This window comes from Bradyrhizobium sp. P5_C11_2 (assembly GCF_054049755.1).
Map to the genome: position 1 here is coordinate 1 of NZ_JBFULT010000164.1, position 13,174 is coordinate 13,174.

The 13,174-nt window shown below is 65.4% G+C and carries 11 protein-coding genes; 5 read left to right on the forward strand and 6 right to left on the reverse strand.

The window, feature by feature from the left end; translation table 11 throughout:
* Positions 1 to 1,757, forward strand: a 1,757-nt coding sequence (locus tag ACXJL8_RS17345) for an FdhF/YdeP family oxidoreductase (protein ID WP_456685294.1), incomplete at its 5' end; no start/stop codon positions are given.
* A 23-nt stretch (positions 1,758 to 1,780) separates the two neighbouring features.
* Here the strand turns inward: ACXJL8_RS17345 and ACXJL8_RS17350 are convergent.
* The 6 genes from ACXJL8_RS17350 to ACXJL8_RS17375 all read right to left on the reverse strand — a co-directional run bounded on the left by ACXJL8_RS17350 (position 1,781) and on the right by ACXJL8_RS17375 (position 9,420).
* Positions 1,781 to 3,508, reverse strand: a complete 1,728-nt coding sequence (locus tag ACXJL8_RS17350; RefSeq protein WP_456685295.1) for an ATP-binding protein — start codon at positions 3,506 to 3,508, stop codon at positions 1,781 to 1,783.
* A gap of 99 nt (positions 3,509 to 3,607) precedes the next feature.
* Positions 3,608 to 4,024 carry a thioesterase family protein gene (locus ACXJL8_RS17355; RefSeq protein ID WP_456617614.1) on the reverse strand — a complete coding sequence of 139 codons (417 nt, stop codon included), beginning with the start codon at positions 4,022 to 4,024 and terminating at the stop codon, positions 3,608 to 3,610.
* Entirely contained in the window at positions 4,011 to 7,154 is a 3,144-nt protein-coding gene (locus ACXJL8_RS17360; protein ID WP_456685296.1) for an efflux RND transporter permease subunit, read from the reverse strand. The genes ACXJL8_RS17355 and ACXJL8_RS17360 overlap by 14 nt, the downstream gene beginning before the upstream one ends.
* Positions 7,151 to 8,323 (reverse strand): efflux RND transporter periplasmic adaptor subunit, encoded by a 1,173-nt coding sequence (locus ACXJL8_RS17365; protein WP_456617612.1) that lies wholly within the window; start codon positions 8,321 to 8,323, stop codon positions 7,151 to 7,153. Before ACXJL8_RS17365 ends, ACXJL8_RS17360 begins: the two co-directional genes overlap by 4 nt.
* A 17-nt stretch (positions 8,324 to 8,340) precedes the next feature.
* A complete protein-coding gene (locus tag ACXJL8_RS17370; protein WP_456617611.1) occupies positions 8,341 to 8,880 on the reverse strand; it encodes a hypothetical protein in 540 nt (179 codons plus the stop codon).
* 198 nt (positions 8,881 to 9,078) lie between these two features.
* On the reverse strand, positions 9,079 to 9,420 hold the full coding sequence (locus tag ACXJL8_RS17375; RefSeq protein ID WP_456617610.1) for a hypothetical protein: 342 nt from the start codon (positions 9,418 to 9,420) through the stop codon (positions 9,079 to 9,081).
* 248 nt (positions 9,421 to 9,668) lie between these two features.
* Between ACXJL8_RS17375 and ACXJL8_RS17380 the strand changes: the two genes are divergently transcribed.
* From ACXJL8_RS17380 to ACXJL8_RS17395, 4 genes are all read left to right on the forward strand, one after another.
* The gene (locus tag ACXJL8_RS17380) at positions 9,669 to 10,454 is read left to right on the forward strand and encodes an alpha/beta hydrolase (protein ID WP_456617609.1); all 786 of its coding nucleotides are present in this window, start codon (positions 9,669 to 9,671) and stop codon (positions 10,452 to 10,454) included.
* 176 nt (positions 10,455 to 10,630) lie between these two features.
* On the forward strand, positions 10,631 to 12,277 hold the full coding sequence (mdcA, locus tag ACXJL8_RS17385) for a malonate decarboxylase subunit alpha (protein WP_456685298.1): 1,647 nt from the start codon (positions 10,631 to 10,633) through the stop codon (positions 12,275 to 12,277).
* 10 nt (positions 12,278 to 12,287) lie between these two features.
* The gene (gene mdcC, locus ACXJL8_RS17390) at positions 12,288 to 12,605 is read left to right on the forward strand and encodes a malonate decarboxylase acyl carrier protein (protein WP_456617608.1); all 318 of its coding nucleotides are present in this window, start codon (positions 12,288 to 12,290) and stop codon (positions 12,603 to 12,605) included.
* The coding region (locus ACXJL8_RS17395) for a biotin-independent malonate decarboxylase subunit beta (protein WP_456685297.1) at positions 12,602 to 13,174 on the forward strand (573 nt) is incomplete at its 3' end. The genes mdcC and ACXJL8_RS17395, both read left to right, overlap by 4 nt.

Below are 13,174 nucleotides of genomic sequence, written 5' to 3' on the forward strand. Positions count from 1 at the left end.
GTTCCAACATGTGCCATGAGGCGACCAGCGTCGGCCTGCCGCAATCGCTCGGCGTCGGCAAGGGCACCGTGCTGCTGGAGGATTTCGACAAGGCCGACTGCATTTTCATCTTCGGCCAGAATCCGGGCACCAACAGCCCGCGGATGATGACGAGCCTGCGCGACGCGGCCCGCCGCGGCGCCTCGATCATCTCGTTCAACCCGTTCCGCGAGCGGGCGCTGGAACGCTTCCAGGCGCCGCAGAGCCCGATCGAGATGATCACGCTGGGCTCGACGACGATCAGCTCGAAGCTGTTCCAGGTGCGGGTCGGCGGCGACGTCGCCGTCCTCAAGGGGATCATGAAGATCCTGGTGGAGGCGGACGAGGCGGCGCGGGCCGCCGAACAGCCCGAAATCCTCGACTGGGATTTCATTCAGGGGCACACCGTCGGCATCGAGGCGCTGATCGACGACCTCAAGCGCACGCCATGGCCGGCCATCGAACGCCAGTCCGGCCTGGCGCGCGAGGACATGGAATATGCGGCCGGCGCCTATATGAAGGCGGAACGCGCCATCCTTGTCTACGGCATGGGTATCACCCAGCACCAGCGCGGTGCGCATAACGTGCAGCAGATCGCCAACCTTGCGCTCCTGCGCGGCAATGTGGGACGTGACGGCGCCGGCGTCTGTCCGGTTCGCGGCCATTCCAACGTGCAGGGCGATCGGACCGTGGGAATCACGGAGATCCCCAAGGCGGATTTCCTCGAGCGCCTGGAGCACCGCTTCGGCTTCAAGCCGCCGGCCGCCCCGGGACATAACGTCGTGACCGGCTTGGAGGCGATGATCCGTGGCGAGGTCAAGGTGTTCTTCGCGATGGGCGGCAATTTTGCCGCGGCCATCCCGGACTGGCAGGCGACGCAGGCGGCGTTGCGCAAGCTCGATCTGACCGTCCACGTCTCGACCAAGCTCAACCGCAGCCATCTGATCCATGGCCGCGCCGCCCTGATCCTGCCGTGCCTCGGACGCACCGAGATCGACATCCAGGCCACCGGACCGCAGTCGATCACGGTCGAAGATTCGATGTCGATGGTCCATGCCTCGGGCGGCCGCAACAAGCCGGCATCGGAGCATCTCCTCAGCGAGGTGGCGATCGTCGCCGGCGTCGCCAAGGCGACGCTCGGTGAGCGCACGGTGGTCGACTGGGACGGCTTCGTCGCCGATTACGATCGCATCCGCGATGCGATCGAGGCCGTCTTTCCCATCTTCGAGAGCTACAATGCCCGCATCCGCATTCCCGGCGGCTTCCATCTCACCTCGACGGCGCGGGAGCGGATCTGGGAAACGCCGTCCGGCAAGGCCAACTTCCTGGTTTTCGAGGGGTGCGGCGAGGACCCGCCGCAGAGCGACCCCGATTTCCTGTGGCTCAGCACCATACGCAGCCACGACCAGTACAACACCACCCTGTACTCGCTGTCGGACCGCTATCGCGGCGTCTTCGGCCAGCGCGACGTGGTGTTCCTCAACGACTACGAGTTGAAGAAGCGCGGGCTCGCGGATGGCGATCGCGTCGACCTGGTGACCGAATCGACCGACGGCGCCGAGCGGATCGTGCGCAACTTCCGCGTGGTGGCCTATTCCTTCCCGACCGGCTGCTGTGCCGCCTACTATCCGGAAACCAATCCGCTGGTGCCGCTCTACGCCCGCGATCCCATCAGCTTCACGCCGTCATTCAAGGGCATCCCGATCCGCCTCGTGCGCTCGACCGCCCAGGCAGAATAGCGGCAGCAGGGCGAACGTTGCGGTCATGCATCGGCGCGGAGATCGGGGCGCGACGACGGCGCCGGCGCGGAGATCGGCAGCGTGAACCAGAAGCGGGCGCCGCCACCCGCGCTATTGCCCTCGGCCGCGATCCGGCCTCCATGCGCTTCGATGATCGACCGGCAGATCGGCAGGCCCATGCCCATGCCGCTGTCCTTGGTCGTGAAAAAGCTTTCGAAGAGCCGCCCGACATGTTCGTCGGCGATGCCGGGGCCGTTGTCCTCCACGGCGCAGCACAATGTGGTCGCATCCCGCCCGGCCGTGCTGATGACGATCCTGCGATCGTCTTGTCCCGCCTGCGTCATGGCCTGCACGGCGTTGATGGCCAGATTGACGATCACCTGCTGAAGCTRGGTCCGGTCACCGAGCACCGGCAGCGCCGTCCGATCGGGGCGGTGCAGGATCGTTACGCCGCGGGATTCCATCTCGTGCCGAAGGAAGAGCAGCGCCTCGTGAATGACATCGTCAAGCGACAATAGGGCGCGCTCGGGCGCCTTGCGCGAAGCCATCCCGTGAACGCGCGCCACGATGTTCGCGGCCCGCTTCGTATCGGCAACCATGTTCTCGATTGCGCTGCGGACCTCGGCCACCTCGGGGGTGGGCCTGTTCAGCCATCGCAGCGCGGCGGCTCCGTGGGTCGCGAGGGCCGCCAGGGGCTGGTTGACTTCGTGCGCGATGGACGCGGTGAGCTCTCCGAGCACCGAGACGCGCGCCGCATGCGCGAACTCCGCCTGCACCTGCCGAAGTCTCTCCTGGACACGAATGCGTTGCGAGATGTCGATCGTGGCGACCAGGCTTATTTCCAGATCATTGATCGGACCGACGCGAGCCGTGGTGAAGAGAACGTCGACGACGCGGCCGTCCCACGTCACCATCTTGGTCTCTTCCTCGAAGTTCGTTTCGCCGCGGTAGCGGGACTCCATGGCTCGCCGGAACGTATCCGGACGCACCTTCCAGGTGTCGGCCATGGAACGTCCGGCATAGCCGCCGACGCCTCCTCCTCCGAACATCTGAATGGCCCGTTCGTTGGCCTCCTGGAACGCGAGCGCATCCATGCAGGTCCGGAGGAAATCGGGATGGCTGTCGAAATAGCTGCCGAGATCGGTGACCCCTTCGGCGCGCAATTTTCGGAACAGCGCCACCAGCCTGCTGCCGTCGAGCTGCCGCAGTGCGATCGGCATGCGGCTGAACAGATGGCGATAGCGCTGCTCGCTTCGTTCCAGTTCGGCGTGGGCCTTCTTCTGGGCGGTGATATCCATGACCGCGCCGATGAACTCGAACTGGCCCCGACCGTCGCTCATTCCGCGAGCGACGACGCGGATATGCTTGATCGACCCGTCGCTCATGACCAGGCGCTGTTCGAGGGAGATATCCTTCCGGTCTTTCACGGCACGGTCGATTGCTGCGCGAACGGACTCGAGGTCGTCGGGATGCGTGCGCTTCAGGACGAAGTCGAGCGACGGTCGCGATGTCGGTGCGAGATCGAAGATTCTGAACGTTTCATCCGACCAGAAGAGCTCTCCGGTCTCGACATTCCAGCCGAAGCTGCCGGTTTGACTGAGCTTCTGCGCTTCAGCGAGATAAGCGGCCTGGCTTTGCCGCGACGCTCCTTCATTGCGCCGCGCGACCTTCACGGTCCAGTTTTGAAGAACACGGCGCCACCATCGCTGTGGCTGTACGGAATCAGAGCCATCCAGGCGTTCGAGCGTCATGCGAGAGGTCTACCGCGCCGCTGAAAAACGGTCTTTTGCGTTTTCGCAGGCGCTTTGCCAAAACGCACGATGCCGCGATCGGGCTCGGTGCTTTTGGCCTTAGACCATCGCGGCCGCGGATCTCGTCACGCCGAATCGCTTCTCGAACTCGACGACGTTGACAACGCCGCGCCGGTGGGTGCCGTCGCCGATCTTGCGGTCGCCGTCCCAGGCCTCGACCTCGAAGACAATGCTCTTGGCCTCGATCGCGACGACCCGCGCGACCGCGCGCACCCTGCGGCCGACCGGTGTTGCCGCCAGATGGCGGATGTTGACCGTCATCCCGACGCTGACATGGCCCGCAGGCAGCCAAGGCTGCACCGCCGATCCCGCGGCCATCTCCATGTGCAGGATCATCATCGGCGTGCCGTAGACGGACGGCATTCCCGGCACCACATGGCCGACCGTCATCTCGGGCGTGACGGTGACCAGCTCCTCGGCCGTCATGCCGGCGGTCACCTTGTCAAGCGGACTCATGGCTCAATCCCGTATCTGCTTCGGTCGCGGAGGGTTGGGCCGTCTCGGCCACGTGCGGCTTGCGTCTGGTGAACCAATTGCCCAGCCGGTCGAGATAGAGATAGACCACGRGTGTGGTGTAGAGCGTCAGGATCTGCGACAGCATCAAGCCGCCGACGATCGTGTAGCCGAGCGGTTGGCGCAGTTCCGCGCCGGTGCCGTTGCCGAGCATCAGGGGCACACCGCCGAGCAGCGCGGCCATTGTCGTCATCAGGATTGGGCGGAAGCGGAGCGTGCAGGCCTGGTAGATCGCTTCCTCGGGGCTGAGCCCATGGTTGCGCTCCACCTCGAGGGCGAAGTCGACCAGCATGATGCCGTTCTTCTTGACGATGCCGATCAGCAGGATGATGCCGATGATGGCGATGACGCTGAGATCCATGTGGACTGCCAGCAGCAGCAGCAGCGCGCCGATGCCGGCGGAAGGCAGCGTCGACAGGATCGTGATCGGATGGATCAGGCTCTCATAGAGGACGCCGAGGATGATGTAGATCACGATCAGCGCCGCCCCGATCAGCAACGGCGTGCCGGACAGAGACGACTGGAAGGCCTGCGCGTTGCCCTGGAACGAGGTCGACAGCGAGGTGGGCTTGCCGGTGTCCTTCTCGATCTTCTGGACCGCCGTCACCGCATCGCCCAGCGCGACGCCGGGCCGCAGGTTGAACGAGATCGTGACGGAGGGAAACAGGCCCTGGTGATTGATCAGAATCGGCGCCGGCATGATGACAGTGTGGACCAGCGTGCTCAGGGGGACCTGCTGGCCGGTGGCCGAGTTCAGGTAGATATCCTTGAGCGCTTCGGGGCCGTACTGGAAGCGCGGGTCGACTTCCATCACGACGTGGTACTGGTTCAGCGAGGTGAACATGGTGGAGACGATGCGCTGACCGAACGCGTCGTCGAGGGTGTTGTCGATCGTCGTGGGCAGGATTCCGAAGCTCGAGGCGACTTCGCGATTGACGGTGACCTGCAGCCTCGGGCCGGCATTGGCCTGGTCGCTGGCGACGTCGGCGACGATGTCGAGCGCGCGGATCTTGTCCAGGAAGATCGCCGACCAGTGGGTGAGTTCGTTGGAATCGGCGTCCGTCAGCGTGTACTGATACTGCGTCTTCGACAGCCGTGCGCCGATCGTGATGTCCTGGGCCGACTGCATGTAAAGCTTGATGCCCTGGATATGGGCGAGCTGGGGTTCCAGCCGCGCGATCACCTGGTCGGCGCTTGCCTTGCGTTCGGGCTTCGGCTTCAGGACGATGAAGATGCGCCCCTGGTTGAGGGTCGCGGTCGGGCCGCCCGGACCGATATAGCTCGCCACCGACTGGATCGCCGGATCCTTTAACAGGATGTCGACGACCGCCTGCTGGCGTTCGGACATGGCGGGGAAGGAGATGTCCTGGGCGGCCTCGGTGATGCCGACGATCTGTCCGGTGTCCTGTTGCGGGAAGAATCCCTTCGGGATGATCACGTAGAGATAGCCGGTCAGCGCGATGGTCGAGAGCATCACGAGCAGCGTCACGAAGCGGTGGCGCAGCACGACCCGCAGGCCGCGCGCGTACAGCGCAAGCAGGCCATCGAAGCCGCGCTCGAACAGGAGATAGAGCCGGCCGTGCTTCCTGCGCGATTCGTCCTTCAGGAGGCGGGCGCACATCATCGGCGTCAAGGTGAGCGAGATCACCAGCGACAGCAGCAGCGAGGCGGTGATCGTGACGGCGAATTCCTGGAACAGCTTGCCGACGTAGCCGCCCATCAGGAACAGCGGGATGAACACGGCGATCAGCGACAGGGTGATGGAGACGATCGTGAAGCCGATCTCGCTGGAGCCCTTGAGCGCAGCCTCCATGGGCGTCATGCCCTGCTCGAGATGGCGCACGATGTTCTCGATGACCACCACGGCATCGTCGACCACGAATCCCACCGCGATCGACAGGGCCATCAGCGAGAGGTTGTCGAGGCTGTAGCCGAGCACGTAGAGCACCGCGAAGGTGCCGACCAGTGCCAGCGGAACCGTGATCGCCGGGATGATGGTGGCCCAGAAATTCCTCAGGAACAGGAATATGACCATCACCACCAATGCGACCGTCAGCATCAGCGTGAACTGAACGTCGGCGACCGCGGCGCGAATGGTGGCGGTACGGTCGGCGGCGATCGTCACCTTGATCGCCGGCGGAACGGAGGCCTGCAGCTGCGGCAGCAGCTTCTTGATGCGATCGACGGTTTCGATGACGTTGGCGCCGGGGACGCGCTGGACGGCGAGGATGACGGCGGGGTCCTTGCCGTACCAGCCGGCCAGCAGGTCGTTTTCGGGCCCCTCGATYGCCGAGCCGATGTCGCGCAGCCGCACCGGCGAGCCGTTGCGATAGGCGATGATGAGGGCTTCATAGGCGGCGGGCTTCAGCAACTGGTCGTTGGTATTGAGCGTATAAGTGACGCGCGGGCTGTTGAGCGTGCCCTTGGGCAGGTCGACATTGGCGCCGGCGATCACGGTGCGGACGTCTTCGAGGCCGATGCCGCGGGCGGCAAGCGCCTGCGGATTGACGCGGATGCGGATCGCGGGCTTCTGCTGGCCGCCGATACCGACGAGGCCCACGCCCGGCACCTGGGAAATCTTGGGCAGCAGGATGTTTTCCGCGTAGGCATCGACCGTCGTCTGCGGCATCGACTCCGACGTCAGCGCGATCAGCATGATCGGCGTTTCCGCCGGATTCACCTTCCTGATCGTCGGCGGGTAGGGGATGTTCTGCGGCAGGTACGGGCTCGCGGCATTGATCGCTGAGAGCACGTCGACCGCCGCGCTGTCCACCGTGCGCGACAGCTCGAACTGCACCGTGAGCTGGGCGACGCCGAGTGCGCTGGACGAGGTGAGCTGCGTGACGCCGGGGATCTGGCTGAGCTGCTGCTCGAGTGGCGTGGCGACTGACGAGGCGATGGTTCCGGGGTCGGCGCCGGGCAGTTGCGCCGAGATCTGGATCGTCGGGTAGTTGACGTTCGGCAGCGCGCCGACCGGCAACAGGGGATAGGCCGCGATGCCGCACAGCAGCAGGCCCGCCATCAGCAGAGCGGTTGCAATCGGCCGCAGGATGAAGGGCGCGGACAGGTTCATGGGAGCGCGTCCTGCACCGAGCTTTGCAGGTCGGCTTCGCGCGCGGCCTTGCCGTGCAGCTCCCGAACGCGGCTTCCTTCCGTCAGTCGATACTGGCCGTCGATCACGACGACGTCGCCTGATTTCAGTCCCTGGTCGATCAGGGCCTGGCCATCGCTGATCTGGGCGACGTGAACGGGACGCAAGGACGCGGTCTGGTCAGCGGACACGACATAGACGTAGCTGCCGTTCGGACCCTGCTGTACCGCCGAGCCGGCGACCGTCAGCGCATCCTTCCGTGTCTCCAGCAGCAGGCGCGCGTTCACCAATTGACCCGGCCACAGCCGGTGCTCATGGTTTGGGAATTCCGCCTTGAGCTGGACAGTGCCGGTCGTTCCCGCGATCTCGTTGTTGACCAGCAGCAGCGTGCCCTCGTCGAGCTTCACCTTGTTGTCCTGGCTGTAGGCGATGACCTTCAGCGTTCCCTTCGCAGACCGCTCCTGAATCACGGGCAGATCCGTCTGGGGCAGGGTGAAGAGCAGCGAGATCGGTTCGATCTGGGTGACGACGACGAGACCGTTCGGATCGGTCGGATGGATCACGTTGCCGACATCGATCTGGCGGACGCCGGTGATGCCGGGAATGGGCGAGGTAAGGCGCGTGTAGCTGAGCTGGACGTTGGCCTCATCGATCTGCGCCTGGTCCGACTTCACGGCAGCCTTGAGCTGCGCCACCTGCGCCGTCTGGGTCTCGATCAATTGTGGGGTCGCATATCCCTTGTCGCCGAGTTGATTGTAGCGGGAGAGATTGGCCTCGGCGTTCACCAGCTGCGCCTGGTCTCTGTCGCGATTGGCCGTCAACTGCTCGATCTGGGCCTGATAGGGACGTGGATCGATCTGGGCGAGCAGATCGCCGACCTTGACGGTTTGTCCCTCGGTGAAGGTGATCTTGACGATCTGGCCTTGAATCTGGCTGCGCACGATATCGGTGTTGTAGGCGATCACCGTGCCGATGCCGCGCAGGAAGATCGGGACGTCCTTGCCCGTGACGGTGGCGGCGACCACCGGCACGGCGGAGGGCACGGGCGCGGCTGCGATGGCCGGCTTCCGGTCGGTGCCGAAGAACCAGAAGCCCGCTCCGGCCAGGATCACAGCGAGAACGACGAGCGCGATGGTGAGGTTTCGTTTCACGGTGATCATCCTCGATGTCAGGGATTGCCGGGGCTGACGATGGAAGTCGCGCTGTCCGAGGGAATCTGGCCGGGGACCGGCACGGTCGGGCTGATGCCGGCGCCGCCGAGCTCGGTGGCTCCCAGCGGAATCCCGACGCGTCCGACCGTCGACGACGAGGGCAGGGAAGACGGAGCCGTCGTGCTGCCGGCGCACGCGATCGATGAACCACCGGAAAGCCCGCCACCGTCGAACAAGGCTCCCGGCGACGCCGTATTGCCGGATCCGGCGCAGCCCGCCAGGCCTTGCGAGGGATTGATCGGTGAGATGCCCGGCGTCGTGATCTCGGTCGAGCCCAGCGGAATGCCCACAGGCTGCGTGGATTGCGGGTTGAGCGGCGACGTCGCGAGCATGCCGGCGGGAGGTTGCGCTCCCGGCACCGTCGTCTGGGCGATCGCCGCAGCCGAGGTCAGGCACAGAACGCCGATCGCCAGCGTTGCCCGCGGATGCATCAAGGTGAACCGACGCGATCCCGATCGCCTTGCGCTGCCGTCGTTCGACGAGTGCTGTTTCCGCATGGAAGAATGCTCCGGCTGAATGCTATCGAACAATAGGAAGGTGCAGCAGCATGGGTATTTCCAGAATGCACGTCATGCTCCCCGGCARCACGAAGATCGGTCGCTGCGCGCGCTGCAGCCGTTTTCGTGCAGCTGCGCTGCCGTATCGCCTCGCGAGCAATGGCGACCGGTCCTGGTTTCGATCGTGAACCTGCCTCACTATCGCAGAATGGCGCGGGCGCGGGTGAGTTCCCGGCGGCACGTGGCGATGTCGCCGATGTGATCGGCGGCGCGGGCGCGCCCGAGCGAATTGAGCGCATCCGTGTAATCGACACCGTTGCTCCCCTCGGCTTCGGCGATCGAGCGGGGCGTGGGTTGATGATTGCGCAGCGCGCTGAGACTCTCCGGCTTCCAGCCGTGGGAGCCAGCGTCTCGTTCGATGGCCTGATCCAGCTGGCGCTGAGTGTGCGCGATCGCGTCCGAGCAAGTGCGTGCATGAGCCGGCGATGCTGCGCACAGCAGGGTGAAGAGCGCGATGCGGAAGGTTGCGTTGGATGTCATTGTCCGATCCCATGCGTGGAAAGTCGAGCGGCGTCGGCGACGACGTCTTGAATGACAGAACGAGTGCCGGTCGTCTTTCGCRTATGAACGCAGATGTCGTCGGGCACGCGGCGCGGTCGCGTGCCGAGGAGCCGTTCTCGCGGTCGAAATTTGCGACGTGCGAAGTGGCAAGGACAGTTGTTTGGGGAAATACGCGAGCGCAACCCTCGAACTAGTGTCGCAGCATTCCAACCCGGAGTGATCCCGACATGAAACATCTCAACGCCTGCCTCGCCTTCGCTGCCGCCCTTTCGGTATTCTCGACCGTCGCTCCGGCGCGCGCGGAACCGCCCAAGAACATCGTGCTGGTGCACGGCGCCTGGGTCGATGCGTCCGGCTGGAAGCCGGTCTATGAGATCCTGGTCAAGGACGGCTTCCGCGTCAGCATGCTGCAGGAGCCCGAGACGTCGTTTGGCGATGATGTCACGGCGGCGAAGCGGCTGCTCGATCTCCAGGATGGCCCGACGCTTCTGGTCGGCCACAGCTACGGCGGCTCGATCATCACCGAGGCGGGTGTTCATCCCAATGTCGTCGGCCTGGTCTACGTCGCTGCGCATGCGCCCGACGTCGGAGAGGACGAAGGGACGCTGGGCAAGAAGACGCCGAGCGTGCTTGCAAAGACCGAAGGCGCCATCAAGGTCACGCCCGACAAGTTCACCTATCTCGATCCCGTGCAATTCCCCAAGCTGTTCGCGCCCGATCTGCCGCGTGAGCAGGCGGAGTTCGAATCACGCTCCCAGGTTCTGGCCGCGACGCAAGTGTTCAACACGCCGCTGACGGCGGCTGCGTGGAAGACCAAGCCGAGCTGGGGCATCGTTGCCGGCAACGACCAGATCATCAATCCGGACCTCGAGCGCTGGTATTACGAGCGCGCCAAGAGCCAGACCACCGTGATCCCGGGCGCCAGCCACTCGGTCTATGAGTCGCATCCGAAGGAAGTGGCGGCGATCATCGCCCGCGCCGCGCGCAGCATCGGGCAACCGGCCACGCGTTGAAGCGGCTTTTTGCCGGTCCTGACGCACGGCCGGCGGAAGGAGGGGCGGCGGGAGAGACAGCACTCCCGCCGGCCTGACCATCCCATCCGGAAAATTCCATGAGCGTGATCGAGACCACCAGCACCATCCTGGACTCGGGCGCGACCACGGCGAAGCGCGCCCGAGGAGCCGACATCATGACGAGCTGGCAGAACAACCGCGCCGCGCGCGACGCCCGCATTGCGGCCGGGGCCGGACTTGCCCGCGGCAAGGTCGTTGAGGCGCGCGATGCGACGCGCTTGCTGGAGGCAGTGGTCCGGCCCGGCGATCGGGTCTGCCTCGAAGGCGACAACCAGAAGCAGGCCGATCTGCTCAGCCGCGCGCTGCTGGCGGTGGATCTCGCCAAGGTCAACGATCTGCACATGGTGCAGTCGGGCGTCGTTCTCCCCGAACATCTGGACCTGTTCGACCGCGGGGTAGCCAAGAGGCTGGACTATGCCTATTCCGGGCCGCAATCGGCGCGCATCGCGCGCATGCTGTTCGGCGGCAAGATCGAGTTGGGAGCGATTCACACCTATCTCGAATTGTTCGCCCGCTATTTCATCGACCTGACGCCGCACGTCGCGCTGATCGCCGCCGTCAGCGCCGACCGCGACGGCAATCTCTACACCGGCCCGAACACCGAGGACRCGCCCACCGTGGTGGAGGCGACGGCGTTCAAGGACGGCGTCGTGATCGCCCAGGTCAACGACATCGTCGAGACGGTTCCGCGGGTCGATATCCCGGCGGACCGTGTCCACTTCATCGTCAAGGCCGACAAGCCGTTCTTCGTCGAGCCGCTGTTCACGCGCGATCCCGCCGCGATCACCGAGGGCCAGATCCTGACCGCGATGCTCGCGATCAAGGGCATCTACGCGCCCTATGGCGTGCAGCGGCTCAATCACGGCATCGGCTTCAGCACGGCCGCGATCGAGCTTCTGCTGCCGACATTCGGCGAGAGGCTGGGGCTGAAGGGCAGGATCGCAACCCAGTTCGCATTGAACCCGCATCCCGCGCTGATTCCCGCGATCGAATCCGGTTGGGTCCGGCAGATCCACTCCTTCGGCTCGGAGGTCGGCATGGACGAGTACATCCGCGCCCGGTCCGACGTCTACTTCACCGGCCCCGACGGCTCGCTGCGCTCGAACCGCGCCTTCTGCCAGACCGCCGGGCTCTATGCCTGCGACATGTTCATCGGCTCCACGCTGCAGATCGATCTCCAGGGAAATTCGTCGACCATCACCACCTCGCGCATTGCCGGGTTCGGCGGCGCGCCGAACATGGGGGCGGATGCGCGCGGGCGGCGTCACCCGAGCGAACCCTGGCTGAAGGCCGGGGCCGAGGCCGATCCCGACGGCTCGGCGCTGCTGCGCCGCGGCCGCAAGCTGGTCGTGCAGATAGGCGAGACCTTCGGCGACAAGAACGTGTCGCTGTTCGTCGAGAAGCTCGATGCGATCGAGCTCGCGGAGAAGCTGAAGCTCGATCTCGCACCCATCATGATCTATGGCGACGACGTCACGCACATCGTCACCGAGGAGGGCGTGGCCAACCTGCTGCTGTGCCGCACAGCGCAAGAGCGTGAGCAGGCGATCCGCGGCGTGGCCGGCTACACCGAGGTGGGCCGCGGGCGGGATCGCAACATGGTCGCAGCCCTGCGCGAGCGCGGCGTGATCCGTCGCCCGGAGGATCTCGGCATCAATCCGCTCGATGCGGACCGCAGCCTGCTGGCGGCGCGCTCGATCAAGGATCTCGTGCGCTGGTCGGGCGGGCTTTACGCACCGCCGTCAAAATTCAGGAATTGGTGAGGGACTGACCATGGAAGATCTCAACTTTCAACACCAGGTTCGCGCGCGTGCCGGCGGCACCAGGAAAAGCGCGATTGTCGGCGTGGTCGCCTCCGGGAACCTGGAAGTGCTGGTCGAGCGCAGCTTGGCGGATGCGGAATGCGCCGTCGACATCAAGACCGCGGCCGTGGGCTTCGGCGAGGTCTGGAGCGCCGTGATCGGAGATTTCGTCGAGCGCTATTCGCCCGGGGGGCTGAAGTTTTCCATCAATGATGGAGGCGCGCGTCCCGATACGGTGTCGCTGCGGCTGGCGCAGGCGGTCCGATTGATCGCGGAGAACGGCCAATGACCGCCCCGCTCAAGAACGTCACCCCGGCCGAACGCGCCCGCAGCACCAGCTTCAACGAAGCGTCGGCGCGCACGCGGCTGGAGCTGTTGCTCGACGCCGGCAGCTTCGTCGAGTTCATCGGGCCGGAACAGCGCGAGGTCAGCCCGCATCTGAAGATATTCGACCTCCCCGAGCAGTTCGATGACGGCATCGTCGTCGGTCATGGCCGCCTCGGCGGCTCGTCGGTGTTCGTCGCCGCTCAGGAGGGCCGCTTCATGGGCGGCGCGTTTGGCGAGGTGCACGGCGCCAAGCTGACGGGGCTGCTTCGCGCAGCGCGCCAGATCGGCTCGATCCCCGTCCTGATCCTGTTCGACACCGGCGGCGTCCGGTTGCAGGAAGCCAATGCCGGCGAACTCGCCATCGCCGAGATCATGCGTGCGGTGATGGAAGCGCGCACCGCCGGCGTGAAGGTCATCGGCCTGATCGGCGGGCGCTCCGGCTGCTATGGCGGCGGCGGCCTGATCGCGGGCTGTTGCTCCGCGCTCGCCGTGTCGGAGCCCGGGCGCATCGCGGTATCGGGCCCCGAGGTC

Coding starts and splice junctions, on each gene's coding strand:
- ACXJL8_RS17370 (WP_456617611.1), bottom strand. CDS start 8,880: ATGCGGAAACAGCACTCGTCGAACGACGGCAGCGCAAGGCGATCGGGA.
- mdcC (WP_456617608.1), top strand. CDS start 12,288: ATGGAAGATCTCAACTTTCAACACCAGGTTCGCGCGCGTGCCGGCGGC.
- ACXJL8_RS17375 (WP_456617610.1), bottom strand. CDS start 9,420: ATGACATCCAACGCAACCTTCCGCATCGCGCTCTTCACCCTGCTGTGC.
- ACXJL8_RS17355 (WP_456617614.1), bottom strand. CDS start 4,024: ATGAGTCCGCTTGACAAGGTGACCGCCGGCATGACGGCCGAGGAGCTG.
- ACXJL8_RS17380 (WP_456617609.1), top strand. CDS start 9,669: ATGAAACATCTCAACGCCTGCCTCGCCTTCGCTGCCGCCCTTTCGGTA.